General features: G+C 69.5%; 28 protein-coding genes. 19 read left to right on the top strand and 9 right to left on the bottom strand.

Annotated features, from left to right (window positions below):
* Positions 1–70 precede the first annotated feature (70 nt).
* From rsmA to ACFRMN_RS23920, 7 genes are all read left to right on the top strand, one after another.
* Positions 71–916 carry a 16S rRNA (adenine(1518)-N(6)/adenine(1519)-N(6))-dimethyltransferase RsmA gene (gene rsmA / locus ACFRMN_RS23950; protein WP_383022760.1) on the top strand — a complete coding sequence of 282 codons (846 nt, stop codon included), beginning with the start codon at positions 71–73 and terminating at the stop codon, positions 914–916.
* Positions 913–1821, top strand: a complete 909-nt coding sequence (locus ACFRMN_RS23945) for a 4-(cytidine 5'-diphospho)-2-C-methyl-D-erythritol kinase (protein WP_383022667.1) — start codon at positions 913–915, stop codon at positions 1819–1821. Before rsmA ends, ACFRMN_RS23945 begins: the two co-directional genes overlap by 4 nt.
* Positions 1822–2169: 348 nt before the next feature.
* Positions 2170–2499 carry a hypothetical protein gene (locus tag ACFRMN_RS23940; RefSeq protein WP_383022666.1) on the top strand — a complete coding sequence of 110 codons (330 nt, stop codon included), beginning with the start codon at positions 2170–2172 and terminating at the stop codon, positions 2497–2499.
* Complete coding sequence (locus tag ACFRMN_RS23935) at positions 2496–4637, top strand: tetratricopeptide repeat protein (RefSeq protein WP_383022664.1); 2142 nt, start codon at positions 2496–2498, stop codon at positions 4635–4637. The genes ACFRMN_RS23940 and ACFRMN_RS23935 overlap by 4 nt, the downstream gene beginning before the upstream one ends.
* Before the next feature lie 129 nt (positions 4638–4766).
* A complete protein-coding gene (locus ACFRMN_RS23930; protein ID WP_383022663.1) occupies positions 4767–5036 on the top strand; it encodes a hypothetical protein in 270 nt (89 codons plus the stop codon).
* Complete coding sequence (locus ACFRMN_RS23925) at positions 5029–5652, top strand: DUF6879 family protein (protein ID WP_383022661.1); 624 nt, start codon at positions 5029–5031, stop codon at positions 5650–5652. The genes ACFRMN_RS23930 and ACFRMN_RS23925 overlap by 8 nt, the downstream gene beginning before the upstream one ends.
* A 183-nt stretch (positions 5653–5835) precedes the next feature.
* Positions 5836–6528: a methionyl-tRNA formyltransferase gene (locus ACFRMN_RS23920; RefSeq protein WP_383022659.1), complete on the top strand. Its 693-nt coding sequence runs from the start codon at positions 5836–5838 to the stop codon at positions 6526–6528.
* A gap of 134 nt (positions 6529–6662) precedes the next feature.
* On the opposite strand, the gene ACFRMN_RS23915 is transcribed toward ACFRMN_RS23920, so the two are convergent.
* Genes ACFRMN_RS23915 through ACFRMN_RS23905 form a run of 3 tightly spaced genes read right to left on the bottom strand, consistent with a single transcriptional unit; the run spans position 6663 to position 7920 of the window.
* Complete coding sequence (locus ACFRMN_RS23915; protein WP_383022657.1) at positions 6663–6863, bottom strand: DUF397 domain-containing protein; 201 nt, start codon at positions 6861–6863, stop codon at positions 6663–6665.
* Positions 6860–7054 (bottom strand): DUF397 domain-containing protein, encoded by a 195-nt coding sequence (locus ACFRMN_RS23910; protein ID WP_383022655.1) that lies wholly within the window; start codon positions 7052–7054, stop codon positions 6860–6862. The genes ACFRMN_RS23915 and ACFRMN_RS23910 overlap by 4 nt, the downstream gene beginning before the upstream one ends.
* The gene (locus ACFRMN_RS23905; protein ID WP_365748770.1) at positions 7051–7920 is read right to left on the bottom strand and encodes a helix-turn-helix transcriptional regulator; all 870 of its coding nucleotides are present in this window, start codon (positions 7918–7920) and stop codon (positions 7051–7053) included. Before ACFRMN_RS23905 ends, ACFRMN_RS23910 begins: the two co-directional genes overlap by 4 nt.
* Positions 7921–8119: 199 nt before the next feature.
* Here ACFRMN_RS23905 and ACFRMN_RS23900 point away from each other — a divergent pair, with 199 nt between their 5' ends.
* From ACFRMN_RS23900 to ACFRMN_RS23870, 7 genes are all read left to right on the top strand, one after another.
* Positions 8120–8542 carry an ATP-binding protein gene (locus tag ACFRMN_RS23900; protein ID WP_383022653.1) on the top strand — a complete coding sequence of 141 codons (423 nt, stop codon included), beginning with the start codon at positions 8120–8122 and terminating at the stop codon, positions 8540–8542.
* Positions 8539–8736 carry a hypothetical protein gene (locus tag ACFRMN_RS23895; protein WP_383022652.1) on the top strand — a complete coding sequence of 66 codons (198 nt, stop codon included), beginning with the start codon at positions 8539–8541 and terminating at the stop codon, positions 8734–8736. Before ACFRMN_RS23900 ends, ACFRMN_RS23895 begins: the two co-directional genes overlap by 4 nt.
* Complete coding sequence (locus ACFRMN_RS23890) at positions 8724–9080, top strand: hypothetical protein (protein WP_383022650.1); 357 nt, start codon at positions 8724–8726, stop codon at positions 9078–9080. The genes ACFRMN_RS23895 and ACFRMN_RS23890 overlap by 13 nt, the downstream gene beginning before the upstream one ends.
* Positions 9081–9357: 277 nt before the next feature.
* Positions 9358–11199 (top strand): ABC-F family ATP-binding cassette domain-containing protein, encoded by a 1842-nt coding sequence (locus ACFRMN_RS23885; RefSeq protein ID WP_383022649.1) that lies wholly within the window; start codon positions 9358–9360, stop codon positions 11197–11199.
* Between the two features lie 238 nt (positions 11200–11437).
* Positions 11438–13243: a PQQ-binding-like beta-propeller repeat protein gene (locus tag ACFRMN_RS23880; RefSeq protein WP_383022647.1), complete on the top strand. Its 1806-nt coding sequence runs from the start codon at positions 11438–11440 to the stop codon at positions 13241–13243.
* Between the two features lie 58 nt (positions 13244–13301).
* Complete coding sequence (locus ACFRMN_RS23875; protein ID WP_383022645.1) at positions 13302–15197, top strand: PQQ-binding-like beta-propeller repeat protein; 1896 nt, start codon at positions 13302–13304, stop codon at positions 15195–15197.
* A 305-nt stretch (positions 15198–15502) separates the two neighbouring features.
* Positions 15503–16222: a LuxR C-terminal-related transcriptional regulator gene (locus ACFRMN_RS23870; protein ID WP_383022644.1), complete on the top strand. Its 720-nt coding sequence runs from the start codon at positions 15503–15505 to the stop codon at positions 16220–16222.
* A gap of 22 nt (positions 16223–16244) precedes the next feature.
* On the opposite strand, the gene ACFRMN_RS23865 is transcribed toward ACFRMN_RS23870, so the two are convergent.
* Together ACFRMN_RS23865 and ACFRMN_RS23860 are read right to left on the bottom strand one after the other, a co-directional pair.
* Positions 16245–16529, bottom strand: a complete 285-nt coding sequence (locus ACFRMN_RS23865; protein ID WP_383022642.1) for a hypothetical protein — start codon at positions 16527–16529, stop codon at positions 16245–16247.
* A 54-nt stretch (positions 16530–16583) separates the two neighbouring features.
* Positions 16584–18254, bottom strand: a complete 1671-nt coding sequence (locus ACFRMN_RS23860; protein WP_383022641.1) for a sodium:solute symporter family protein — start codon at positions 18252–18254, stop codon at positions 16584–16586.
* 249 nt (positions 18255–18503) lie between these two features.
* On the opposite strand from ACFRMN_RS23860, the gene galT reads away from it, so the two are divergent.
* Genes galT through galK form a run of 3 tightly spaced genes read left to right on the top strand, consistent with a single transcriptional unit; the run spans position 18504 to position 21828 of the window.
* A complete protein-coding gene (gene galT, locus ACFRMN_RS23855; protein WP_383022639.1) occupies positions 18504–19547 on the top strand; it encodes a galactose-1-phosphate uridylyltransferase in 1044 nt (347 codons plus the stop codon).
* Between the two features lie 59 nt (positions 19548–19606).
* Complete coding sequence (galE, locus tag ACFRMN_RS23850) at positions 19607–20575, top strand: UDP-glucose 4-epimerase GalE (protein WP_383022759.1); 969 nt, start codon at positions 19607–19609, stop codon at positions 20573–20575.
* Positions 20572–21828, top strand: a complete 1257-nt coding sequence (gene galK / locus ACFRMN_RS23845) for a galactokinase (RefSeq protein ID WP_383022637.1) — start codon at positions 20572–20574, stop codon at positions 21826–21828. Before galE ends, galK begins: the two co-directional genes overlap by 4 nt.
* A gap of 43 nt (positions 21829–21871) precedes the next feature.
* Here galK and ACFRMN_RS23840 read toward each other — a convergent pair whose 3' ends face one another.
* A complete protein-coding gene (locus ACFRMN_RS23840; RefSeq protein ID WP_383022635.1) occupies positions 21872–22318 on the bottom strand; it encodes a GNAT family N-acetyltransferase in 447 nt (148 codons plus the stop codon).
* Positions 22319–22563: 245 nt separating this feature from the next.
* Here ACFRMN_RS23840 and ACFRMN_RS23835 point away from each other — a divergent pair, with 245 nt between their 5' ends.
* The gene (locus ACFRMN_RS23835; protein ID WP_383022633.1) at positions 22564–23520 is read left to right on the top strand and encodes a LuxR C-terminal-related transcriptional regulator; all 957 of its coding nucleotides are present in this window, start codon (positions 22564–22566) and stop codon (positions 23518–23520) included.
* On the opposite strand, the gene ACFRMN_RS23830 is transcribed toward ACFRMN_RS23835, so the two are convergent.
* The gene (locus ACFRMN_RS23830; protein ID WP_129766999.1) at positions 23482–23976 is read right to left on the bottom strand and encodes a MarR family winged helix-turn-helix transcriptional regulator; all 495 of its coding nucleotides are present in this window, start codon (positions 23974–23976) and stop codon (positions 23482–23484) included. The two genes, ACFRMN_RS23835 and ACFRMN_RS23830, sit on opposite strands and share 39 nt — an antisense overlap.
* A gap of 129 nt (positions 23977–24105) precedes the next feature.
* Here ACFRMN_RS23830 and ACFRMN_RS23825 point away from each other — a divergent pair, with 129 nt between their 5' ends.
* A complete protein-coding gene (locus ACFRMN_RS23825; protein ID WP_383022757.1) occupies positions 24106–24969 on the top strand; it encodes a trans-aconitate 2-methyltransferase in 864 nt (287 codons plus the stop codon).
* Between the two features lie 149 nt (positions 24970–25118).
* Here ACFRMN_RS23825 and ACFRMN_RS23820 read toward each other — a convergent pair whose 3' ends face one another.
* Positions 25119–25817, bottom strand: a complete 699-nt coding sequence (locus tag ACFRMN_RS23820; RefSeq protein ID WP_382818871.1) for a TetR/AcrR family transcriptional regulator — start codon at positions 25815–25817, stop codon at positions 25119–25121.
* Entirely contained in the window at positions 25814–26812 is a 999-nt protein-coding gene (locus tag ACFRMN_RS23815; protein ID WP_383022631.1) for an acyl-CoA desaturase, read from the bottom strand. Before ACFRMN_RS23815 ends, ACFRMN_RS23820 begins: the two co-directional genes overlap by 4 nt.
* Positions 26813–26853: the final 41 nt, after the last annotated feature.

The following is a 26853-nucleotide window of genomic DNA, read 5'->3' as shown; positions in this document are numbered from 1 at the left end:
TGAGCCCCACGCCGACGAGTCCCATGCCGACGAGTCCCACGCCCCTGGTGGACCTGACGCCTCCGATGGCCTGCTGGGCCCGGCGGACATCCGCGAACTGGCCGCGGCGCTGGGCGTACGCCCGACCAAGCAGCGCGGACAGAACTTCGTCATCGACGCCAACACCGTCCGCAGGATCGTCCGCACCGCCGAGGTGCGCCCGGACGATGTCGTCGTGGAGATCGGCCCCGGGCTCGGCTCGCTGACGCTGGCGCTGCTTGAGGCGGCGGACCGGGTGACGGCCGTGGAGATCGATGACGTCCTGGCGGGCGCGCTGCCCGCGACGATCGAGGCGCGGATGCCGGCGCGCGCCGGGCGCTTCTCGCTCGTGCACTCCGACGCGATGCGGGTCCGGGAACTGCCGGGCCCGGCGCCGACCGCGCTGGTCGCGAACCTCCCGTACAACGTGGCCGTCCCAGTGCTGCTGCACATGCTGGAGCGCTTCCCGACGATCGAGCGGACGCTGGTGATGGTCCAGGCGGAGGTCGCCGACCGGCTGGCCGCCGCGCCGGGCAGCAAGGTGTACGGGGTGCCGTCCGTGAAGGCCAACTGGTACGCGGACGTCAAGCGGGCCGGCGCCATCGGCCGTACCGTCTTCTGGCCCGCGCCCAATGTGGACTCGGGCCTGGTCTCGCTGGTGCGGAGGGCCGAGCCGGTGAAGACGACGGCCTCCAGGGCCGAGGTCTTCGCGGTCGTCGACGCGGCCTTCGCGCAGCGCCGCAAGACGCTGCGCGCGGCGCTGGCGGGCTGGGCGGGCTCGGCCCCGGCGGCGGAGGCGGCGCTGGTCGCGGCGGGCGTCTCGCCGCAGGCGCGCGGCGAGGCACTGACAGTCGAGGAATTCGCGCGGATCGCGGAGTCGAAGGGGGCGGGCGCGTGAGCGTCAGCGCAGGGGTACGCGTACGGGTGCCCGCGAAGGTGAACGTACAACTGGCGGTGGGCGCGGCGCGCCCCGACGGCTTCCACGACCTGGCGAACGTCTTCCTCGCCGTGGGCCTGTACGACGAGATCACGGTCACCCCGGCCGACGAACTGCGGATCACCTGCACGGGCCCGGACGCCGGGCAGGTCCCCTTGGACCGCACCAACCTCGCGGCCCGCGCGGCGCTGGCACTGGCGGAGCGCCACGGCATCGACCCGCGCGTCCATATCCATATCGCCAAGGACATCCCCGTCGCGGGCGGCATGGCGGGCGGCAGCGCGGACGGCGCGGGCGCCCTGCTGGCCTGCGACACCCTCTGGTCGCTGGGCTCCTCACGGGACGAACTCCTCGCCATCTGCGCCGAGTTGGGCAGCGACGTCCCCTTCAGCCTGATCGGCGGCGCGGCGCTGGGCACCGGCCGAGGCGAACAGCTCACCCCGCTCGATGTGGGCGGCGACTTCCACTGGGTGTTCGCGGTCGCCGACGGCGGCCTGTCCACGCCGACGGTGTTCCGCGAGTTCGACCGCCGGACGGAAGGGACGCCGATCCCCGCCCCGTCCGCCGACCCGTCCCTGCTCGCCGCCCTCCGCACGGGCGACACCATCGCCCTGGCCGGCGCCCTGTCCAACGACCTCCAACCCGCGGCCCTCACCCTGCGCCCCTCCCTGGCCGACACCCTCGCGGCGGGCACGACGGCGGGCGCCCTGGCAGCCCTGGTCTCGGGCTCGGGCCCGACGACGGCCTTCCTGACGAAGGACGCGGACGCGGCGGAGGAGGTCGCGGAGGCCCTGCGCACCTCGGGCACCTGCCGTACGACACGGGTGGCCTCGTCCCCGGCACGGGGGGCGACGGTGGTGGGGTGAGTGCGGGTTGACCCCGACTACCCCTCGTCACCCAAGCGGGACCCATCGCCCGGCCATCCAGATTCGGATGCGATGCCAACGTGAACACCACGCCGTCGCCGCCGGGTGCGCGGCGGCCGGGCTCCGTATGCGTCCCTTGTGTGGTTTGCGTGCCGTTCCGTCTGCTCGTCGGTCCGGCACGGCCGGAGCGAGAACGGCCACTGTACGTGGACTTGACCAGCACCTACTGTGATGCGCCACACCGCGCTTTCACGGAGGGCTACGCGTATGGAACCGGAGCTGGCCGCTTTGGCGGGCACCGCGGGAACGACACTTGTCACCTTACTGGCGACCGATACCTGGCAGAGCATGAGAGAAGGGTTACTGCTCCTCTGGCGACGGGCACGGCCCGACCGGGCGCAGGCCATCGCCGGCGAACTCGACTCGTCCCGGGACGAACTGCTCATCGCCCAGGCGTCGGGCGACCGGGAGGCCGAGGCGGAGATCCGGGCGGAGTGGCAGGGCCGAGTGCGACGGTTGCTGACCGAGCACCCCGAACTGGCCGAGGACCTGAGCGTGCTGCTGGCCGAACTGGCTCCGGGCGTTCGCGCCCAGCCCCTCCCGACCCAACAGGCCACCGCCTCCGGCGAGGCACGGATCTACCAGGCAGGCCGTGACCTCCGCTTCGATCAGCGGTGAGCGGTCGCAACGACGGCCGAGCCGAAGATCAAGGGCGCGTCTACCAGGCTTCGGGCGACCAGCACATTACCGAACATCATCATCACAGCCCGTCGTGGTCCGGACCGGACTCGGTACGGCACCCCGCCGTGGGCCGGGCGCCCGTGATACTCCGTGACCGTGATGAGCTCATGGAGCGTCTGCGGGCCGCTGTCGCCGAAGGCGCGGGGAACGGGGTCTTCGTCCTCCATGGCCTCGGAGGCTGTGGAAAGACGGCCGTCGCCTACACGCTCTTCCGGTACGCGGCGAACGAGGCCGGTCGCCTCAGTCTCTGGGTCAACGCCTCCGACCACGCCTCCTTACGCGCCGGCATGCTCGCCGTGGCCGCCGACCGGGGAGCGGGCGAGGGCGAACTGATGGCGGCGCGCAGCGGTCTCCGCGCGGCGGCCGACCTGGTCTGGGACCGGCTCGACCAGTCCGACCGGCCCTGGTTACTGGTTCTCGACAACGCGGACGATCCGGCGGTGCTGCGCGACGGCGGCTGGTTGCGCACGAGTCCGCGCGGCACCGTTCTCGTGACCACCCGTCAGTCGGCGAACCACTGGTGGCCCGCCGCCGAACTGCTCCACGTCGGCGTGCTGCCACGTCCCGAAGCCGCCCAAGTGCTCTGCGACCTCGCGCCGGGCACCGGGACCGCCGAGGAGGCCGGCACCATCGCCGACCGGCTCGGGCGCCTTCCGCTCGCGCTGACCCTCGCCGGCGGATTCCTGGCCCACCAGGTGATCGAGCCCTGGACCATGGCCGAGTACGGCCGCCGCCTCGAAGACCGCCAGGACCCCATCGAACTGATCGACCAGGGCGCGAGCGCCACCGGCAACGACTCCCGCCATCTGATCAGCGGCACCTGGCAGCTCTCGCTCAACGCTCTCGTCAGACAGGGACTGCCTGATGCCACCCCTCTGCTGAGGCTGCTGGCCTGCTGGGCGAGCGACCCGCTCCCGCTCTCACTGCTCAGTGGCGTGGAACTCGGCCCGGATCTGCCGGCGGCCCGCGTCGAACTGACACTGCGTGGGCTCCTCGACCACTCGCTCACCGAACTCGTACCCGGCGGCGCCGTGCGTTGCCTGCGTACGCACGGGGTGCTGCTGGACAGCGTTGCCCGGGGTACACCCGACGATCAGCGTGACCGGCTCGCCGCCACGGCCGCCGGTCTGCTGGCGTCGGCCCTTCCCGAAATGCCCGAGCGCGGGATACGGGACGCCCGGCTCAGCCTCCTCGCCTCGCATGTCCTCGTGCTCCTTCGGCGCGTACGGGACTGGTCCGCCGTGCGACAGCCGACAGTGGAGGCGGCCGTCGCATGCGCTCTGCGGCTGGTGACGGCTCAGCACCGTGCCGGTGACTACGCGTCGGCGCTCGCCGTCGCGAGCCGGGCCGTGGAACTCGCGAGGCCCCGGCTGGGCGAGGACCACCTCCTCGTGCTGAGACTCCGTCAACGCGTGGGGAAGTCCGTCGACCGTCTGGGACGCCTCGCCGAGGCGACGGAGCTGCACCGCCGGGTGCTCGCCGATCTGGAGCGTGCGTACGGTGCGGATTCCCCGGATACGCTGACGAGTTGTCTGCATTTGTCGCGCCCTCTCACCTGGCTCGGTGATACGGCGGAGGCCGTGGCGCTGATGCGCCGGGCGGCGAGGGGTCGGACGGCGCGACTGGGCCCTTCGCATCCACTGACACTGGAGGCCCGGGCGTGCCTGCTGGAGTTGCCACCGGGAGCAGAACTGGACGAGGAAGCCCAGGAAGGGCCCGGCGTGGTCGCCGTGTGCCGCCGAGAACTCGGCCCGGACCACCCGATCACGCTCTCGGCCGAGCTCAACTGCGCTCACGCCTTGTTCAACACTGGCAAGTCGGCCGAAGCTCTGCCACTGGCCCGTAGAGCCCTGGCCGCACATGAGCTGCGTTATGGAGCCGAGTATCCGATCACGATGGCCTCCCGGAGCCTGCTGGGCAGTGTCCTCGCCGCGCTGGGCGAGCTTTCGGAGGCTGTCGAACAGACCGAGACCGTCATCGAGGGGCGAGAGCGGATACTCGGCCCGAGTCACCCGTGGACGCTGGCTGCCCGGGAGAAGCTCGCCAGGTACCGGGACCTTCAGGAGAATGCGTAGCGACGGGCGCCGGGGCCGGGGGGCGAGCGGACCTTTAGGAGAGGCCGCGCCTGGCGCGAACTCGTCACTCAGCGTTGCACCATGATGTGTGCTCGGTCATAATCGCGCCAACTCACCTGGAGGATGCGCGTGGTTCGTGCGTGGGAAGCAGACCCCTCTTCGTCGCTGGTCCGTCGTCTGGGTAAATCCCCCGAGGAGTTGGGGACAACGGGCGGTGAGTCCGGCTGCCCGGATATCTGGGAGCTGGAGAACGGTGATATCGCGGTGATCGGCAGGGATCTCACCGATTCCTATCGGGCGCGCCTTCCCGATGGGTTGAAAATCGCCCCGGACGAGCGGCTGGTCATCATTCCGCGCACGACAGCCGTGGCCGCGAAGGAGGATATTCCGGATGCGTAGCTCCCTGGCGGACGCGACCGGCGACCGGCTTGAGCTGGGCGCGTACCTGGAAGACTTCGACAAGCACTTCTGGCGCGCGGGCAGTGCGGGCTTCTGGAAGCTTGAACGTCAACAGACTTTCAGAGAGGCCGGGGTGAAGAGCTGGGAAGCGTTCTTCCGTGGGGAGTGGGAGAAGGCCCTTTCGCTCCTCTCGGAGCAGCGAGGTCATTACGAGAGATACTTCCGAAAGATCGCGGACCACGGGTTCGGCCTCCACCGTGTCCGTGTGGTCGAGGAACCCATCGCCCCCTATCTGCAATGGGAACTCCACCTTCTGCACCTGAAGGAACAATGCGGAGAAGATACGCGGGTCGTGGGGTTGAGTGACATCGCATTACTTGAATCCGATGACGCGTTACCGGAAATCGCCATCATCGGATCCTCCGTGCTGTACGAAATCATTTATGATGACGACGGAAACCTTGCCGGCGGCAGGAAATACACCGACAGTGAGGTGATCGCCGAGTGCAAGCGAATCATTCTGGATCTGCATGAATCCGGAGAGCGGCTCAACAGCTTCTTCGAGCGTCGCGTCGCCCCCCTGCCCGCCCCTGCCGTGCACCATCTTCAAGCGTAGAGGCCGGGTGTCCGGTCTCGTGAAATATTGGGCGGATCGATGCGTGTCATCCTGGTGTCCTATTCGGCGCAAGGATTCGCGGTCCTGCACGGTGTCTGTGAACGGGCCGGGCACCTGCCCGTGGCGTACGTACACGCGCGGTCCCTGAGGCCCGGCGGGCCGACCAGGTCCGGCGCCGGACCGGTGGTCGGCGAGATCGCCGACAGGATTCCGCAGGGGGTCGATCTATTTCTTCCCGGCAGCAAGAAGGTGCTGGCGAAGACCCTGCGTGGATATGAAGCGGACCTCGTGATCTGTTACGGGTTCCCCTGGAAGTTCCCACCTTCCGCCCTGCGGGCCACGTCGCTGGGGGCCATCAACGTTCATACCTCGATGCTGCCGAAATACCGTGGCCCCATCCCCGTGAACTGGGCGATCAGGAACGGTGACCCGGAAATCGGAGTGAGTGTCCACTGGATGGATGAGGAATTCGATTCCGGTGGAATCCTGATCCAGGAATCCGGAATCGCGCTGGATGACGATGTGCTTCCTGAGCGTATCTGGGGTGCGGTCGACGAATTCATTTCGCGCCTTCTCCCTACGGCTCTTGAGCGTGTGGGCGAAGGGTTTCCCGGTACCGCACAGTGCGCCGCACATGCCTCTTACGCGGGGTGGATGGAGCCCGGCTTCTCCCGTATCGACTGGGAGCACACCAGAAGCCGGATCCACCATCAGGTACGCGCCACACGATTCGGCAGTTCGGGCAGGTCCGGTCCGACCGCGTTGCTGGCGGGCGAGTGGATCAGGGTGTTGCGGACCTCCCTCGAACCCGCCGACGGCGTAGAGGTGACGTGCGCGGACGGTCCTCTCTGGATCGTGGAATCGATGCCTGCCTGAGCCCGCGCCAACTCGTCCGGCCGCACGGCGGATCCGGTGGCCGGGCGGGGAAAGGCCGGGGGCGGGCCGCCCGGACGCCCGGACGCCCGGAGCGGCGTCGCCGGCCGACCTCTCGCATACGCGTTACGGCGGTCTCAGTTGCGGAACTCGCCGTCCTTGGCGCCTGTGAGGAAGCTCTGCCACTGGGTGGCGGTGAAGTGCAGGGACGGTCGGGTCCGGTCTTTGCTGTCCCGTACGCTGCGCCCGCCGTTGGCTGTCGGGGCCACCTCGACGCAGTTGTTGTTCTGGCCCGAGTGGGACGACGTCCGGTAGGGGCCTACAACCTCAGTGGTCACGATGCTTCTTCCTTGGTGCCCGTGAGGAAGGCTTGCCATTGGGCGGGTGTGAAGTGCAGGGACGGTCGGGTCCGGTCCTTGCTGTCCCGTACGGCGCGGCCGCCGTTGGCGGTCGCGGCAATCTCGACGCAGTTGCCCTGCTGCCCGGAGTACGAGGACTTCTGGTACGGGCTTATGACGTCAGGGGTCACGATGTGTCTTCCTTGCTGCTCCGCAGTACGCCCCGGATGAGCCGTGCGCTCGCCTCGGGTGCCAGTGCAGCCGATCGTAGTTCGTCGAACATGTTGGCGTAAGCCGTCAAATCGTCATAGGCCTCAAGGATTGATGTCCCCCTCAAGTTCTCCAGGGTCACTGCTTGCACGGTCGGCTCGGAGTCGAAGCTGAAAGAAGCGAAGGCCGACGTCACGCCTGCTTTCAACCCTGCGGTGAACGGCAGGACTTGAACGGTTACGTTCTTCCGTTTTCCCACCTCAAGCGTGCGGGCCAGCTGTTCCCAGTGGACATCCGCGCTGACCAGGGTGTGCCTGATGACCGGCTCCCAAATGATGGCTGTGTAGGTGGCCCCGCCCTCCTCGATTTTCGCCTGCCGCTCCTGTCGAACCCTGACCAACTGCTCGACCAGTTCGGGGGTGACGTAGTCGTGGCCTGCCGCGATGACCGCCTCCGCGTAGGCGGGAGTTTGCAGAAGGCCCGGAAACAGGACCGGCTCCCACTCCCGGATGTACGTGGCGTCGTCCTCCAGAGAAATGTGTTCGAGGTAGTCCGCGTGGAGGTGTGCGGCGTGTTCGAGCCACCACCCTCGCCGACTCGACCCTTTGGCCAACTCCTCAAGGCGGGCGACCTTCTCGCGGTCGGTCACTCCGTAGGCGCCCATGAGCAGGCGGACGTCGATCACGCGGCAGGACACATGCCCGCTCTCCATGCGGCTGATCTTGGCCGTGGACGCGGCGATCACCTCGGCGGCCTGCGCCTGGTCCATCCCTGTCGCCTGCCTGTGCTGCCTGAGCGCCGTGCCGAGCCGCCTGCTGCGCACCGTCGGTTTACCGCCTGCGGGCATGGGTTTCCCCTCTCGTTGGGTGTGCCCAGTCTGCAACTTGAGCTGCCGTGAAGCTAGTCACTCGATAGCGTGACTGACGCAAGTTTGCATGAGGTGGGGTTGTGCAGGTTGGAATTGCGGCTCTAACTTCAAGGTGCACGTCACGGCATTTCGGGCCGCATGGCGTCACTTTGACCACGCATCAGCTTGGGGGTACGTCATGCCCGCAGCCCATACGGCGGAGCCGCTCCGCGACACCTTCCGCATTCCGAAGCGCAGGAGACATGTGCCGGCGGTACGGGCACGAGTCAGGGAAACCCTGGAGAAGTGGGGGCTCAACGACCTCGCTCGTGACGTTGAGTTGGCGGCCTGCGAGCTCGTCACCAACGCCGTCGTCCACTGTCGCGTCACTTTCGCCGAGATCGAGGTCACCGTCCATGTCGACGGCGAAGACGTGGTGTTGGAGATCTCCGACCCTGACCGGGACAGCTTCCCGGCCCTCCGCGTGGGCAGCCCCGGGGCCGAGGAAGGCGGACGTGGCCTGCTTCTCGTCGCGGCGCTGTCCAACACCTGGGGCTGCCGGGAACTGGAGTACGCGAAGTGCGTGTGGGCGCGGTTCGCCATCACCGGGGAGTCGGCATGAGACGCCTTCTGCGGCGCGTGTTCGGGCACCGCGAGCGCGTCGAGCCGACCGTACCCGTAGGCGTACACGCAGTCGTCCTGCCGACGCCGACGCCCACACCGGAAATGTGGGACGCGCTGCTCACGCTCGCCCGTCATCACCGTCGCCGACGGGCGCGGGGCCGGGTGGAAGGGAGGCGGGTATGGACGGGCTGACGATCGGGATGGTCGTGTACGACCGCGTGTACGACATGCCCGCACGCGTCATCGGCATCGGCGGGCACCTCGTCTACCTGGAGCGTCCCACCGGGCTGACCTGGGCCTCACGCTGGACCTCCGTTCGCCCGGCGAGCGACTGGGAGCAGCGCCAGCTCAGAGCCATCGCCAAACTCCATGCACAACGCCGCCTCCCAGCACCTGCCCAGCGGCGCGGGCCCGCGCGAGTCGCCGCGTGCGGCATCTGTCACGGCAACCGGCTGCTGCGGTCCCTGTGCCGGGGCAAGGCCGTGATCATCCCGTGCCGGTCCTGCCGGGCGACCGGATGGGCCCAGGTGCGGTGAAGGGCCTGCCGGACGTGGCACCGGCGTGTGTCCGGTGCCGCCGAGCTCCAGACCTAGGAGGTCACGGCCGCGGTTTGGCGCGACGCCGAGACCATCGCCGACGACACGCTGCGCCGCCGCGTCCTCCAGGCACTGGGCTGACACGACCGAGACCGTTATCGAGGGGAAAGAGACCGGGGGCGGGCCGCCGGATGGCCACGGGGTGGTCCGCCAGGGCGGTGCTGTCGTGGTGGCGATTACCCTGGGATGTCGATCCGTCCCCCCGTACAGGAGTGAAATGGCCGTCAATCTGGTCAATGTCGAGGCAGTCACCAAGGTGTACGGCACCCGTGCGCTGCTCGACGGTGTCTCTCTCGGCGTCTCCGAGGGGGACCGGATCGGCGTCGTCGGGCGTAATGGCGACGGTAAGACGACCCTCATCCGGCTGCTCAGCAGGCTGGAGGAGGCCGATACCGGGCGGGTCACGCACAGTGGCGGGCTGCGGCTCGGGGTGTTGACGCAGCATGATTCGCTCGATCCCGCCGCCACGGTCAGACACGAGGTCATCGGCGATCTCGCCGATCACGAGTGGGCCGGCAACGCCAAGATCCGTGATGTGCTCACCGGGCTCTTCGGCGGGCTCGATCTGCCCGGGTTTCCGCAGGGGCTCGATACCGTCATCGCGCCGCTGTCCGGTGGTGAGCGGCGGCGGATCGCGCTCGCCAAGCTGCTGATCGGCGAGCCCGAGCTGATCGTGCTGGACGAACCCACCAACCATCTCGATGTCGAGGGCATCGCCTGGCTGGCCGAGCATCTGCGGGCGCGGCGGTCCGCGCTCGTGTGTGTGACGCACGACAGGTGGTTCCTCGACCAGGTCTGTACGCGGATGTGGGACGTCCAGCGCGGTGCGGTGCATGAGTACGAGGGCGGCTACTCCGACTATGTCTTCGCGCGCGCCGAGCGCGAGCGCATCGCGGCGACCGAGGAGGCCAAGCGGCAGAACCTGGTCCGCAAGGAGCTGGCCTGGCTGCGGCGCGGTGCTCCCGCGCGTACGTCGAAGCCGCGCTTCCGGGTCGAGGCGGCCAACGAGCTGATCGCGGACGTACCGCCGCCGCGTGACACCTCCGAACTGATGAAGTTCGCCAACGCCCGGCTCGGCAGGACCGTCTTCGACCTGGAGGACGTGACCGTCCAGGCGGGCCCCAAGGTGCTGCTCACCCAGCTGACCTGGCAGCTCGGTCCGGGAGACCGGATCGGGCTGGTCGGGGTGAACGGCGCGGGCAAGACCTCGTTGCTGCGGGCGCTCGCCGAGGCCGCCCGTACGCAGGGCGATGTCCAGCCCGCCGCCGGGAAGGTCGTGGTCGGCAGGACCGTCAAGCTGGCGTATCTGTCCCAGGAGGTCACCGAACTCAAGCCGTCGCTGCGGGTCCTCGAAGCCGTGCAGCAGGTGCGGGACCGGGTCGACCTCGGCAAGGGGCGGGAGATGACGGCGGGTCAGCTGTGCGAGCAGTTCGGCTTCACCAAGGAGAAGCAGTGGACGCCGGTCGGCGATCTCTCCGGTGGTGAGCGGCGCCGCCTCCAGCTGCTCCGGCTGCTGATGGACGAGCCGAACGTCCTCTTCCTCGACGAGCCCACCAACGATCTCGACATCGAGACGCTCAACCAGCTGGAGGACCTGCTCGACGGCTGGCCGGGCTCGATGGTCGTCATCTCGCACGACCGGTTCTTCATCGAGCGGACCACCGACAAGGTGATGGCGCTGCTCGGGGACGCGAAGCTGCGGATGCTGCCGCGCGGGATCGACGAGTATCTGGAACGCCGCCGCCAGTTGACCGAGTCCGCGGTTCCGGCCACCGCGCCGACGGCCGCCGAGGGCCGGTCCGCGGGAGCGGGAGCCGGTACGGGGGCCGGCGCAGGGGCCGTGTCCGCCAAGGACGGCCGTGCGGCGAAGAAGGAACTCCAGAAGATCGAGCGGCAGCTGGACAAGATGTCCAGCCGTGAGACGACCCTCCACCAGCAGATCGCCGACAACGCCACAGACTTTGAGAAGGTGGCCGAATTGGATGCGGAGCTGCGCGAACTGGTCAGTGAGCGCGATGAGTTGGAAATGCGCTGGCTGGAGCTCGCGGAGGACGCGTAGAGACGCTGTGCAGAGCGCGTAACGAGCGCATCACGGGCCGGTTCTCCCTTGGGAACAGGGGCGGACCGGCCCGTCCCGTACAGGTGGCCGAGTGATACAAAGAAGCCCCGCTCGACTGATATGACGATGCGGAAACCGCGCCCGATTCGCTCCATTCCGGTGGCCGGTAATCATCGGCCACGGAATAGCGGGGGAGTCCGACCGGGTCGCGGACCGTACTAACAGGGGGAAAGCGCTGATGAGTCAGCCGCCCAGTCAGCAACCGCCGCAGGGGGGCTTCGGAGCTCCGCAGGACCAGCCGCACGGTGGTCCGCCGGGGCAGGGGGGACCGCAGAGTCCGCCGCCGCCCGCGCAGCCGCCGCAGATGCCGCAGACGCCGCCGGGTCCGCCGGCCGCGCAGCCCGGTCCGTACAGCCAGCCCGGGCCCTACGGTCAGCAGCCCGGTCCGTACGGTCAACCAGGGCCGTACGGTCAGCAGCAGCCCGGCCCGTACAACCAGCCCGGCCCGTACGGTCAGCAGCCCGGACCCTACGGCGGCGGCTATCCGCCCCAGCAGTTTCCCGGCCCGCCCACCGCGCCCCCCGGCGGGCCCGGTGGCCCCGGCGGTGGCGGCAAGAACCCCTTCAAGGGCAAGCCCGGTGTCATCGTCGCGGCGGCCGTCGCGGGAGCGCTGGTCATCGGCGCCGGGATATGGCTCGCCGTCGGCGGTGACGACAGCGGCGACAAGCCGGACGTCAGCAAGAGCGGGGACGCCAGGCCGACCGGTTCGCCGAGCGTCGACCAGGGCGACGGCAGCGGCGACGGCCGTGAGGCCGAGGACGACCTCAACGCCGGGCGCAAGGACGGCGAGGCCAGGATCGAATGGCTCCAGACCAACGACGTGGACCTGCCGCGCAACGGCGCCGACGCGTACGGCCCCTGGTTCGCCGGTGACACCGTCGTCAAGGCCATGTACCGGCAGGTCGTGGGGTACTCCGCCGCCGACGGCAAGAAGAAGTGGACGCTGGCGCTGCCCACCGAGATATGCGCGGCGCCCGTCGCGTCCTCGGCCACCGGCAAGCTGGTCCTCGGGATCAAGAACGGCACCACGGAGAAGGCCGACTGCAACCAGCTCCAGCTGATCGATCTGGCGACCGGCAAGGGCGGTTGGAAGAAGGAGATACCCGAGACCGGGGCCTTCGACCTGCTCTCCGACATCACCATCGCGATCAGCGGCGATACGGTGACCGCCGCCCGCACCGGAGCCGTCAACGCCTTCCGGGTGAGCGACGGCAAGGAGCTCTTCGGCAAGCTCCCCGGTAACTGCCAGCCCTACGCGCTCGCCGGCGGCCCCAAGCTGATCGCCGCCGAGAGCTGCACCTCCGGCGGGAACCAGATCCAGGAACTCGACCCGACCACCGGTCAGGCCAAGTGGACCTACAAGCTGGCCACCGACTGGGACACCGACAAGATCTATTCGGTCAACCCGCTGGTCGTCTCGCTGAAGAACGACGAGAAGGACACCTGGAGCGTCGTCGCGCTCAACGCGAACGGCACCCCGCGCTCGCAGATCCAGGGCGGCAAGGACAAGTTCGCACCGAACTGCGGCGGCAGCTTCATCGTCTTCGGCCAGAATCTGGAGGGCTGTGTCGGTGTCGCCGCCGACGCGAACACCTTCTACATGGCGACCGCGCCCGACAGCGGCAGCACCTCGCGCACCAACGAGATCGTCGCCTTCAGCCTGGACACCGGAAAGTCCACATGGCGTGCCAAGGCGCCCGAGGGCCGCACGATGACGCCGCTGCGCATGGAGGGCGGAAACGTCCTGGTCTATCTGGACGCCACGTACGACACGGGCGGCGAGGTCGCGACCGTGGCCCCGACCGGTGGCGCCCCGACCACGCTGTTGCGGCATCCGGCGTCCACGGCGCAGATCGAGAACTCCTTCTACTCGCCGCGGTACGCCTATGAGGACGGCCGCTTCTATGTGATGAGCGGCCGGGTCAGCGCGAGCAACGACGAAGAAGAGCTGAAGACGAAGACGATGATGGCCTTCGGGAAATGACCCTGTCCGCTCTCGCCGTTCTCCTCGTCCCCGACGAATTTCCCGAGGTACGCACGCCATGACGCAGCCGCCCCAGCCACCCAACGAGCCCCCGCAGGGAGGGTTCGGTGCCCCGCAGGAGCCCCCGGCAGGCGGGTTCGGTGCTCCCCAGGAGCCTCCGGCAGGTGGGTTCGGTGCCCCGCAGGACCCGCCGCCCGGTGGGTTCGGTGCTCCGACGCCGCCCCCGCAGAACCCTTCGTACGGCTATCCGCAGACGCCGCCGCCCGGTCAGCAGCCGGGGTACGGATACCCGAACCAACCGCCGGCGTACGGATATCCGGGCCAGCCCGGCCAGCCGAGTCAGCCAGGTCAGCCAGGTCCGCCCGGTCCGCCCGGTCAGCCGTCTCCGTACGGCTACCCGACCGCGCCCATGCAGCCGGGGGCCCAGCAGCAGTACCCGTACCCGCCGCCCCCGCAGGGCGCCGGTGGCGGTGCCGGAGCCGGTGGCGGCAAGAAGCTGAGCCGCCAGATGCAGATCATCATCGCCGCGTCCGTCGCCGTCGTACTGATCATCGGCACCGGCATCCTGCTCGCCTCCTCCGGTGACGACGGCGGGAAGAGCGACGCCAAGGGCGGCTCGTCCGGCTCCACCGAGGGCGGTACGGCCGGCACCGGCGGCGAGAAGGCCGCCGACGGCGCGGGCAAGGAGAATGCGCCGGGCAACACCAGGTCCAAGGTCGCCTTCCAGCTGCCGGTGCCCAAGGTCACCGACGTCACGACCGTCAAGGGCTCCTGGGTCACCGACACCGCCTATGTGAAGACCGGCGTCAACGAGATCGTCGGCTACGACCTGGACAAGGGCACCCAGCTGTGGTCGATCCCGCTCCCGGGCCAGGTCTGCGCGGCATCGGCCCATGTCTCCGAGGACAACAAGACGGCGGTCGCCTTCGCGGCCGCCAAGACGACGGCCGACGAGAACTACCAGCAGTGCACGGAGATCGGCGCGATCGACCTGGCGGGCGGAAAGCTGCTCTGGTCCAAGTCCGTCAAGGGCTCCAACATGGGTGACGAGAAGGTCCGGTTCAGCGAGGTCACCCTCAGCGGTGAGACCATCGCGGCCGGCGGTACCGACGGCGGGGCGGCCTTCGACCTGGCCGACGGCTCGATCCGGTGGAAGCCCGAGGTCAGCGCCGAGGGCTGCTACGACATGGGGTACGGCGGCGGCGAAGGGCTGGTGGCGGCCCGCAAGTGCGGTTCTTACGATGACCCGCAGGTCTCCATCCAGAACCTGAACCCGGCCACCGGCGCTCCGATCTCCACCTACCGGATGCCGACCGGTGTCGACTACGCGAGCATCGTCTCGACCGACCCGCTGGTCGTGGCGGCCAACGTCGGTGACACGGCCGGGGACGGCAGCGGTATCTCGGACTTCTTCTCGATCGACGCGAAGACCGGCAAACTGATCGCCAAGATCCCGGCGGACGCCGACAAGTACGCGGCGAAGTGCCGCTCCACCGAGGTCGAGTCCTGCCAGATGCTCGCGGTGGGCAACGGCAAGCTCTATCTGCCGACCGAGGAGCACGAGGGCGGCGGGGAGTACGGCGACACCAACGAGATCGTCTCGTTCGACCTCGCCACCGGCAAGGGCACCTCGGACCGCGCCGACGCGGGCGACCGCTACACGATGGTGCCGCTGCGCATGGACGGCGGCAACATCATCGCGTACAAGCGGCCCCCGTACGACAAGGGCGGCCAGATCGTCTCCATCGATGGCGGCACGTTCAAGCAGACGGTACTGATGGAGAACCCGGCCGACGAGGCCGTCCGTGAAGCGGAGACCGGCTTCCTGCCGGACTACGCGGAACTGATCTACCGGAACGGCCGGCTCTTCATGTCCGACACCACGCTGAGCAAGCCGTCGAACTCGTCGCTGGACGACAAGTCCTATCTCGCGGTCTCCTTCACGACCACGTAGCGTCTTGGCACCTTGGCACCTTGGCACCTTGGCGCCGCCACACCTCGGCGCCGCCACACCTTGGCCAACTGGCGCCGCGAGCACGGAATTTGAGGGCCCCGGCCCGTGGGTGACACCACGGGCCGGGGCCCCGCTCGTAGCCGGACTGGCCGGTCAGTAGTCCCGAATGGCAGGGAATTCGGCAATCCGAGGGGCTTCTGACCGTTAGGGGGCGCGCGATGTCGAACAAGCGTGTAGCTTGCCGGGTCTAGAGGCCGGGGGCCGGGGGGCCGGGCAGGTACCGGGGGACGGGGGGAGGGTTGCTCATGGGTGTGCGGATCATGGTGGTCGACGATCACAGACTGCTCGCCGAGGCGCTCGCCTCGGCACTGAAACTGCGCGGGCACCGGGTGCTCGCGGCGGCGGCGCCCACGGCGGGCGTCGCCGAGCTGGTGGTGAGCAGGGCGCCCGAGGTATGTCTGCTGGGCACGGCGGTGCCCGCCGAGCCGGGGACGTTCGACCCGATCGTACGGATCAAGCGGGAGCGCCCGCAGGTGGCGGTGGTGGTGCTCGGACCGGTGCCCAGCCCGCGCGGGATCGCCGCGGCGTTCGCGGCCGGCGCGTCCGGTTACGTACGGCACGACGAGCGCATCGAGGGCGTGGAGCGCGCCATGGTCAAGGCGCGCGCCGGGGAGGCCGCGGTGGCGCCCCAGTTGCTCCAGGGCGCGTTCACCGAGCTGCTCAATCCGGTCATCCAGCCGGACGACGAGGGCCAGCGGCTGCTGCGGATGCTGACCCCGCGCGAGGTGGAAGTACTGGTACGGGTCGCGGAGGGCGAGGACACCCGGCTGATCGCCGCCGGGATGAGCATCGCGCCGAGCACGGCCAGGACGCATGTGCAGCGGGTACTGATGAAGCTGGGGGTGGGCTCCCGGCTGGAGGCCGCGGCGCTGGCCGCGCGTACGGGGCTGCTGGACCGGGCCGCGCCGCCCGGGGGGTCCGCGGCCGCGGCCAAGGGGCCGGACCACCGCACGCGGCGGGGGTGAAGTCCGGCCCCTGTGACGGCCGTTACTCAGCAGGTGAGGTGGGCGGGGTGGGCGGCGCCGTGGGGCGCAGCTTCAGCCATATGAGGAAGAAGAGCCCCAGGGCCAGCATCCCGAGCCCCGTCCACAGATTGATGTTGATGTCCTGCGCCTTCTTCAGATCGGCGTCGGACGCGGTGATCCCGGCGATGGTCACGATGATCCCGTAGACCACGAAGAGCCCGCCGATGATGCGGCGGATGTCGAAGAGCCGGGCCGCGGTGGCGGACTTGGCCTCCAGCTCCTCGACGTCGTTGCGGTAGTCGCTCATGGTGATGTGTTCCTCTCGGCGCCGTCAGCGCCTCGGCGTCAGAACGTCAGAACGTCAGAAGGAGAACGGCACGTAGCAGATGGCCGCGAGGATGATGGCGCTCCAGCCCAGCAGGGCCGGCCTGCGGTACCAGGCGTCGTCGCCCTCGGCCGGCAGCTCGTCCATGTCGGGCGAGCGCGTGCCGTACACCAGCCCGGCGAGCTTCTCGGCCGGCTTGGGCCGCGTCACGTACGAGACCACCACCATCACCAGGGCGCCGACGACGAACGCGACGATGGAGGAGACGAAGTTCGCGCCCTGGTCGCTCGGGATGTCGACGATCCCGCCCTTGTAGAGCCAGAAGTAGTTGACCATCGCGGCGACCGTGCCGGAGAGCAGCCCCCAGAAGCCGGCGGCCGGGGTGGTCCGCTTCCAGAACATGCCGATGATGAAGACCACGAACAGCGGGACGTTGAAGAACGAGAACAGCGTCTGGAGGTAGTTCATGATGTTGCTGAAGCTGGAGGCGATGAACGCCGTACCCATGCCGATCAGCACACCGACCGCCGTGACGACCCGTCCGGTCTTCAGGTAGTACGCGTCCTCCCGGTCCTTCTTGAAGTACGCGCCCCAGATGTCGTTGGTGAAGACGGTGTTGAACGACGAGACGTTGGCGGCCATACCGGCCATGAACGCGGCGAGCAGACCGGTGACGGCGATGCCCAGCACACCGTTCGGCAGCAGATCGCGCATGAGGACCGGGATCGCGTCGTTGTACTGGAGGCCGCTGCCCGCCTTGCCCAGCGTCGGTTCCATGACCAGCGCGATCAGACCGGGGACGATCACGACCATAGGTATGAGGATCTTGGGGAAGGCCGCGATCAGCGGGGTGCGCTTGGCGGCGGAGAGGTTCTTCGCGGACAGCGCGCGCTGCACCTCGGCGAAGTTGGTGGTCCAGTACCCGAAGCTCATCACGAAGCCGAGACCGAGGACGATCGTCAGCCAGTTCGCGCCGAGCGGGTTCGGCGAACCGACGCCGGTGCCCTCCCAGGCGCTCAGGAAGGCGCCGCCGTGCGAGCCGGTGAGGGAGTCGGTCAGCCCGTCCCAGCCGCCGACGCGCTTGAGACCGACGATGGTCAGCGGGATCAGCGCGGCGAGGATGACGAAGAACTGGAGTACTTCGTTGTAGATCGCCGAGGAGAGACCGCCGATGGTGATGTACGCGAGGACGAAGAAGCCCGCGACGACGATCGCGACCCACTCGGGCCAGCCGAGCAGCGCCTCCAGCACGATCGCCATCGCGTAGAGGTTGACGCCCGCGATCAGCACGGACGACACCGCGAAGATGATCGACGAGAGCAGATGGGAGGACGGGCCGAAGCGGTGCAGCAGGAACTCCGGTACGGAGCGCACCTTCGACCCGTAGTAGAACGGCATCATCACCAGGCCGAGGAAGACCATGGCGGGGATGGCGCCGATCCAGTACCAGTGCACGGTGTAGACGCCGTACTGCGCGCCATTGGCCGCCATGCCCAGGATCTCGGTGGCACCGAGGTTGGCGGCGACGAACGCGAGGCCCGTCACCCAGGCGGGCAGGGAGCGCCCGGAGAGGAAGAAGTCCAGGCTGGTCTTCACGCTGGCACGGGCGGCGAAGCCGATGCCGAGGACCACTATGAAGTAGATCGCCAGGATGGTGTAGTCGAGCCCGTTGGTGGGGAGCCGGAGCCCTTCGGCCAGGTATCGCATGGGGGGTACCCGCTTCGTCGCAAGAAGATGACTCCGCCGGAACCTACGCTTCTATGTTTAGAAAATGAACACTTGTGTTGGTTTTCTTTGTTTAATCGTGATCGAAGTCTGAGGTGGGAAGCCTCCCTCACGACCCTCGCCGCGACCTCCCCGCAACCCCGCCGCCATTGACGCGACTGTTCGTTTGTGGTTTGTTATGTTCGGTTCTGTTGGTGAGTGGTGTGCGGCTGCGGGCCGTGGAGGCAACCGATGAAGAAGACGGTGACGAGGCTCGCCGACGGCCGCGAGCTGGTCTACTACGACCTGCGGGACGACGCCGTGCGCGACGCTCCCGACCGCAGGCCCCTCGGCCCCGTCGCCACCACCTCGGAGATCCGCCGGGACGCGCTGCTCGGTGACGCCGTCGCCATCGCCTCGCACCGTCAGGCCCGTACGTACCACCCGCCCGCCGACGAGTGCCCGCTCTGCCCCTCGCGGGACGGCAGGCTCAGCGAGATCCCGGAGCCGGACTACGACGTCGCCGTCTTCGAGAACCGCTTCCCCTCCCTCGCCGGGGACTCGGGACGCTGCGAGGTCGTCTGCTTCACCTCCGACCACGACTCCTCGTTCGCGGACCTGACCGAGGAGCAGGCCGGGCTGGTGCTCGACGTGTGGACCGACCGCACCGCCGAACTGGCCGAGCTGCCGCAGGTGGAGCAGGTCTTCCCGTTCGAGAACCGCGGCGCGGAGATCGGCGTGACGCTCGGCCACCCGCACGGGCAGATCTACGCGTACCCCTTCGTCACCCCGCGCACCGCGCTGATGCTCCGCTCCGTACGGGAGCACCGGGCCGCGACCGGCCGCAACCTCTTCGACGACCTCGTCGAGCGCGAGCGGACCGAGGGCGGCCGGGTGGTGCTCGCGGGGCGGCACTGGGTGGCGTTCGTGCCGTACGCGGCGCACTGGCCGTACGAGGTGCACCTCTACCCCGTCCGCCGGACGCCCGATCTGCGGGGGCTCGACGACGCGGCGCGCACAGAGTTCCCACAGATCTATCTGGAACTCTTGAGGCGCTTCAACCGGATCTTCGGCGAAGGTGAACCGCCGACGCCGTACATCTCCGCCTGGCACCAGGCGCCCTTCCGGGCCGAGGGGCGGCACGACTTCGCTCTTCACCTTGAGCTTTTCACCATCCGCCGCACTTCCGGCAAGCTGAAATTCCTCGCGGGTTCCGAATCCGGCATGAGTGTGTTCATCAACGACGTGCCGCCGGAGGCCGCGGCCGAGCGACTGCGAGAGGTAGCGAGCGAGTGAGCGAGACTGTGTCTTCCCCGGGTACGACGAGTGCGACGGGGACGACGGGGGCGACCCCGGTGGCCCGGAAGTACTTCGTCACGGGCGGTGCGGGATATGTCGGCAGCGTGGTCGCGGCACATCTGCTGGAGGCCGGTCACGAGGTGACCGTGCTGGACGATCTCTCCACCGGATTCCGCGAGGGCGTCCCGGCAGGGGCGGACTTCATCGAGGGCCGGATCCAGGACGCGGCGAAGTGGCTGGACCCCTCGTACGACGCGGTGCTGCACTTCGCGGCGTCCTCGCAGGTCGGCGAGTCCGTCGCCAAGCCCGAGAAGTACTGGGACAACAACGTCGGCGGCTCGATGGCGCTGCTCGCCGCGATGCGCGCGGCCGGGGTGCGTACGCTCGTCTTCTCGTCCACCGCCGCGACCTACGGGGAGCCGGTCTCCACCCCCATCACGGAGACCGACCCGACGGCGCCCACCAGCCCGTACGGCGCCACCAAGCTCGCCGTCGACCACATGATCAGCGGGGAGTGCGCGGCGCACGGTCTCGCGGCCGTCTCGCTGCGGTACTTCAACGTGGCCGGGGCGTACGGCAGTTGCGGTGAGCGGCATGACCCCGAGTCGCATCTCATCCCGCTGGTCCTCCAGGTCGCCCTCGGCGAGCGGGAGGCGATCTCGGTGTTCGGCGAGGACTATCCGACGCCGGACGGCACCTGCGTACGCGACTACATCCATGTCGCCGACCTCGCCGAGGCCCATCTGCGCGCGCTGGACGCGGCCACCGGCGGCGAGCATCTGATCTGCAACCTCGGCAACGGCGCGGGCTTCTCGGTCCGCCAGGTCATCGAGACCGTACGCGCGGTCACCGGGCACCCCGTCCCCGAGGTCGTGGCACCACGCCGGGGCGGCGACCCCGCCGTCCTGGTCGCCTCCGCCGAAGCGGCCCACGACCGCCTCGGCTGGACCCCGAGCCGCGCCGATCTGGCGGGCATCGTCACGGACGCGTGGGCGTTCGCACGCCGTAAGGAGAACCAAGGGTGAGTCAGAGCGGTACGGGCGCGGACGGTGTGAACGCCGGCGGTATGAACGCCGACGGCACGGTCGTCAGTGACACGGTCGTCGGTGACACGGGCGTTGGTGAGACGGTGGCCGAGGAGTTCCGGCGGTTGTACGGGGCCGAGCCCGAGGGCGTCTGGGCGGCCCCCGGCCGGGTCAATCTGATCGGCGAGTACACCGACTTCAACGACGGTTTCGTGATGCCGCTGGCACTGCCGCACCGGGCGGTCGCCGCGGTGTCCCGCCGTACGGACTCGGTCCTGCGCGTGCACTCCGCGGATGTCCCGCAGGGCGTCGTCCAGCTCGACGCCGACGCGCTCGTACCGCTCTCCGACACCGGCTGGGCCGCCTATCCGGCCGGTGTCGTCTGGGCGCTGAGGGAGGCCGGACACCCGGTCGCCGGCGCCGACATCCATCTGGCGTCGACCGTGCCGACCGGCGCGGGCCTCTCGTCCTCGGCCGCGCTGGAGGTCGTCACCGCGCTCGCCCTGAACGACCTGTACGGACTGGACCTGTCGGCGCCGGAGCTGGCGGTGCTCGCGCAGCGCGCCGAGAACGACTTCGTGGGCGTGCCGTGCGGGGTCATGGACCAGATGGCCTCGGCGTGCTGCACCGACGGACACGCGCTCCATCTGGACACCCGTGACCTCTCCCAGCGCCAGGTGCCGTTCGACCTGGCGGCCCACGGCCTGCGGCTGCTGGTCGTCGACACCCGCGTCAAGCACGCGCTCGGCGACGGCGCGTACGCCGAACGGCGCGCGGGCTGCGAGGCGGGCGCGCGGGCGCTCGGCGTGCGTGCGCTGCGCGATGTGGCGTACGAGGACCTGCCCGGGGCGCTCGACCGGCTGGCCGCGGTGGGCGAGAGCGAGAACGTACGCCGCTACGTCCGCCATGTCGTGAGCGACGACCACCGGGTCGAACGGGTCATCGCGCTGCTGGACGCGGGCGACGTCCGCGCCGTCGGCGAGATCCTGGTCGAGGGCCACGCCTCGCTCCGTGACGATCTGCGGGTCTCCTGCGCCGAACTCGACCTGGTGGTCGAGACGGCCACGGCGGCCGGCGCGCTCGGCGCCCGGATGACGGGCGGCGGCTTCGGCGGCTCGGCGATCGTCCTGGTCGAGGAGCCGGACGCGGAAGCCGTGACGAAGGCGGTCACGGAAGCCTTCACGGCGGCGGGCCACACGGCCCCGCGGGTCTTCCCGGCGATCCCGTCGAGGGGGGCGTACCGGCTGGTCTGAGGGCGGCCGGGAGAGCGGTCTGGCCGAGAGGCGGGTGTGCCGGTCAGGTCAGCGACTTGATCAGGATGTACTCCGTCACGCCCGGCGGGTAGTCCAGGACCTCGCCGACGACCTGGTAGCCCCGCTCGCGGTAGAAGTCCGGGGCCTGGAAGTCCCAGGTCTCCAGCCGCGCCCGCGCGCAGTCGCGTTCCGTCCTGGCCACGCGTTCCGCTTCGGCCAGCAGCCGGCTGCCCAGGCGCGCGCCGCGGTGCTGGTCGTCGACCCAGAGCAGATCGACATGGAGCCAGCGGGCCCAGGTGCGGCCGGCCAGGCCGCCGGCCAGTTCGCCCGTCGTATCGTCCAGCAGCCAGACCTGGAGCGGGACTTCGTCGCCCAGCGGACTGGTACGCAGCGCGCGCATTACCGGCGAGCGGTGCGAATTGGTCGCACTCAGCCGTTCGCCGAGCGCGGTGTGCCGTTCCTTGTCGACTTCTGTCTCCATACGAAACATGGGGCCCACCATAAACACGGCGTCCAACGAGTTCTGCGAATTTCCTTCCGCTCCGGGCCCGCGCCCGTACGCTGGGGAAAAGCACCGGTGGGGGCCGGCGCTCTTCAGGGGTGGAGACAAGTCGGGTACGACGCCCGGGGTGGGGCAGCGGTCATCAGGCGGCGGCGGCCGTGCCGTTGACCTGTCGCCCCGCACACCGGGCGCCGTACTCGCGATTTCCGCCACCCGCGTTCAGGGGGTGTCCATTGGTACGTATCCGGGTTCTTGTGGTGGACGACCATCGCATCTTCGCCGAATCGCTCGCCGCCGCGCTCGCGTCCGAGCCCGACGTGGATGTGTCGGCCGCGGGCAGCGGCCCCGCCGCGCTGCGCTGTCTCGAACGCGCGGCGGCCGAGGGGCGCAGGTTCGACGTGATGCTCGTCGACGCCGATCTGGGCACGGTCCCGGGGGCGGCCGGCGGTTCGGTCAACGGCGCGCTCAACGGGACCGCGGGGGGTTCGCTCAACGGCGCGCTCAACGGGACGGTCAACTCGCTCAACGGCTCGGTCAACGGGGCGGCGGGATCGGGATCGGGATCGGTTCCGGGATCAGGATCGGGTCCGGGACCGGCCTCGGCAGGCGGGCCGTCCCAGGTGCCGGTCGCCCGTGCCGTGCCGGACCACGGCGACGCCGTCCTGGTCGACGGCATCTCGCTGGTCGCCGGGGTCCGTTCGGGTCAGCCGTCCGTGCGTACGGTCGTGCTCGCCGAGAAGGACGACCCGCACCGCGCCGCCCTGGCGCTCCAGGCGGGCGCCTCGGGATGGGTCGCGAAGGACTGCTCGCTGCAACGGCTGCTCGCCGTCATGCGGGGCGTCCTGCGGGACGAGACGCATCTGCCGCCCGCGCTGCTCACGGGCGTCCTGCGCGAGCTGACGGCCACGCGCAAGCACCGTACGGAGAGCGAGCGGCTGGTCGAGTCGCTGACGCCGCGCGAGCGTGAGGTGCTGCGCTGCATGGTCGCGGGGCTGGGGCGCAAGGCGGTCGCCGAACGCCTCTTCCTCTCCCCGCACACCGTCCGTACGCATATGCAGAACGTCCTCGGGAAGCTGGGCGTGCACTCCACGCTGGCCGCTGTCGCCCTGGCCCGCCGCGCGGGCGTCGGACCGGTCGATCTGGTGCAGCCCCTAGGGAACGTTGTCGAACGGGGCGGTCAACTGGCGTAGCAGTCCGGCCAGTTCACCCCGCTGGGCGCGGGACAGCTCGGCGAGGATCGCGCGCTCCTGGGCGAGCAGCCCGGCGAGCGCCTGATCCGCGCGGTCCCGCCCCTCGGCGGTGAGCCTGACCAGCACCCCGCGCCGGTCGCTGGGGTCGGGCAACCGCTCGACCAGGCCCTTCTTGGCGAGCCGGTCGATGCGGTTCGTCATCGTTCCCGAGGTGACCAGGGTCTGGGTCAGCAACTGGCCGGGCGAGAGCTGATACGGGGCGCCCGCGCGCCGCAGCGAGGTCAGTACGTCGAACTCCCACGGCTCCAGGCCGTGCTCCGAGAACGCGATACGGCGCGCCCGGTCGAGATGGCGGGCCAGCCTGCTCACACGGCTGAGCACCTCAAGTGGTTCCACGTCGAGGTCGGGGCGCTCTCGGCGCCATGCTGCGACCAGTCGGTCGACCTCGTCCTCCATGACGATCAGTGTAATGGGTGCCTCGACATGAAGTCTCTTGACGTCAAGATATATGGGGGTGCAGGCTGGGACCTGACCGCCGCGGGCCGCTCCGGCGGTGTACGCCGCGACCGCGATGGGGGCTCCACCATGCACTCCGCACCTTCCCCTTCCCCTTCCTCTTCGTCCGAGCCGCCCGCTCCGACCTGGGACCCGAAGCAGTACCTCAGGCACGCCGGACATCGCAGCCGCCCGTTCCTCGATCTGCTGGCCCGTATCCAGGAGCCGCCCGCCGGCGACGGCGGAACGATCAGGATCGCCGACCTCGGCTGCGGCCCCGGCAATGTCACCGCGCTCCTCGCCGACCGCTGGCCGACCGCCCGGATCACCGGCTTCGACAACTCGCCCGAAATGCTCGACCGGGCCCGCGAGGAGTACGAGGGCCCCACCGCGGGCGGCGGCGCGCTGGAATTCCGGGCCGGTGACGCCGCGCACTGGACGCCCGGCGAACCGTACGGCCTGATCGTCTCCAACGCGGCCCTCCAGTGGGTGCCGAACCACCCCGATTCCTTCGCGGGCTGGATCGACGCGCTCGTCCCCGGCGGCACCTTCGCCTTCCAGGTCCCCGGCAACTTCACCGCGCCCAGCCACACCCTGCTCGCCGAATTGTGCGCGACCCCGCGCTGGCGCGACCGGCTCGACCTCCCCGCCCAGCCGTCCGCGCGCGTCCTGGAGCCCGCGGACTACCTCACGCGCCTCTCGGACCTCGGCTGCGCGGCGGACGTCTGGGAAACGACCTATCTCCAGCTCCTCACCGGCGAGGACCCGGTGCTCGACTGGGTCAAGGGCACGGCCCTGCGGCCCGTCCTCACCGCACTGGAGGGCGACGAGGCGGCCACGGCGGAATTCACCGCCCAATACCGCGACCTGCTCCGCGCCGCCTACCCTCCGGGCCCGCACGGCACGGTGTTCCCGTTCCGCCGTATCTTCGCGGTCGCCCACAAGGAGGCGTGAGACCCCGTGCTGACCCAAGAGGTCATCCATGGACGGAATGCTTGGACCTGACGTGCCACCGTAGCGGCGGAATCCACCGGCATCATCACAATGAGTGACCGCGCCCCCCGAGGATGACCACCGCGATCGACGGCTCGGCCGCGCCGCCCTCAGATCTTCCGGTGGCCTATGAGCCGCGGCTTCGGTTCCAGGTTCTCCAGGCCGTGCCACGCCAGATTCACCAGATGCGCCGCCACCTCGGACTTCTTCGGGCGGCGCGCGTCCACCCACCACTGGCCCGTCAGCGCCACCATGCCCACCAGCGCCTGGGCGTACAGCGGTGCCAGCTTCGGATCGAAGCCGCGGGCCTTGAACTCCATGCCGAGGATGTCCTCGACCTGGGTGGCGATATCGCTGATCAGTGAGGCGAACGTGCCCGTGGACTGCGCCACCGGGGAGTCACGGACCAGGATGCGGAAGCCGTCCGTATACGTCTCGATGTAGTCGAGGAGCGCGAACGCGGCCTGTTCCAGCAGCTCACGGGGGTGGCCGGCGGTCAGGGCGCTGGTGACCATGTCCAGCAGCTGGCGCATCTCGCGGTCCACGACCACCGCGTACAGGCCCTCCTTGCCGCCGAAGTGCTCGTAGACGACGGGCTTGGAGACCCCGGCCTTCGCCGCGATCTCCTCCACCGACGTGGCCTCGAAGCCCTTCTCGGCGAAGACGGTGCGGCCGATGTCCAGCAGTTGTTCGCGTCGTTCCGCACCGGTCATCCGGACCCTGCGGGTCCGCCGGCCTCCCGTGGTCCGGCCCTTGTCGGTGCTGCCCTTGCCGCTCGTGCTGCCGTCGATCGCCACGGTGCCCATCATGCCTTGGCGGGTGCGCTCTTGCGGCGGGTGTCCAGCCGGGCAGCGCTCGGCCAGCGGACGTCGGACGCCCAGCCGAGCAGCTCGAACCAGCGGATGATCCGGGCGCTGGAGTCGAGCTGACCCCTGAGCACTCCGTGCCGCGCGCTGGTCGGGTCCGCGTGGTGCAGGTTGTGCCAGGACTCGCCGCAGGACAGCACCGCGAGCCACCACACATTGCCCGAGCGGTCCCGGGACTTGAAGGGGCGCTTGCCGACCGCGTGACAGATGGAATTGATCGACCACGTGACGTGGTGCAGCAGCGCCACCCGTACCAGCGAGCCCCAGAAGAACGCCGTGAAGGCGCCCCACCAGGACATCGTCACCAGCCCGCCGACCAGCGGCGGGATCGCCAGCGAGACGACCGTCCACAGCGCGAACTGGCGCGAGACCGCACGGATCGCCGGGTCCTTGATCAAATCGGGCGCGTACTTGTGCTGAGGCGTCTGCTCCTCGTCGAAGAGCCAGCCGATGTGCGCCCACCACAAGCCCTTCATCAGCGCGGGAAGCGTCTCGCCGAACCGCCACGGAGAGTGCGGGTCGCCCTCCGCGTCCGAGTACTTGTGGTGCTTGCGGTGGTCCGCCACCCAGCGGACCAGCGGGCCCTCCACGGCGAGCGAACCGGCGACGGCGAGCAGGACCCGCAGCGGGCGCTTCGCCTTGAAGGAGCCATGGGTGAAGTAGCGGTGATAGCCGATGGTGACGCCATGGCAGCCGATGTAGTACATCGCCACCATCAGACCCAGATCGAGCCAGCTCACGCCGCCCCAGGCCCACGCCAGCGGCACCGCCGCGAGCAGGGCCGCGAAGGGCACGATGATGAAGAGCAGCAGGGCGATCTGCTCGATGGACCCCTTGCTGTCCCCGCCGAGCGTGGCGGAGGGAAGCGGGGGGCCGTCGGCGCCCGAAGGGGTGGGGGGAGTGGAGGGATCGTCGATCACGTCGGGGGGTGTGGGCATGAGGGGTCCCCTGGGGTGAGTAATAGGCCAGAAGTACGAAT

Origin of the sequence: Streptomyces sp. NPDC056835, from assembly GCF_042789485.1 — a bacterium.
GTDB lineage: Bacteria > Actinomycetota > Actinomycetes > Streptomycetales > Streptomycetaceae > Streptomyces.
The sequence above is the reverse complement of the archived record's forward strand: the minus strand, read 5'-3'. Positions and strand labels throughout refer to the sequence as shown.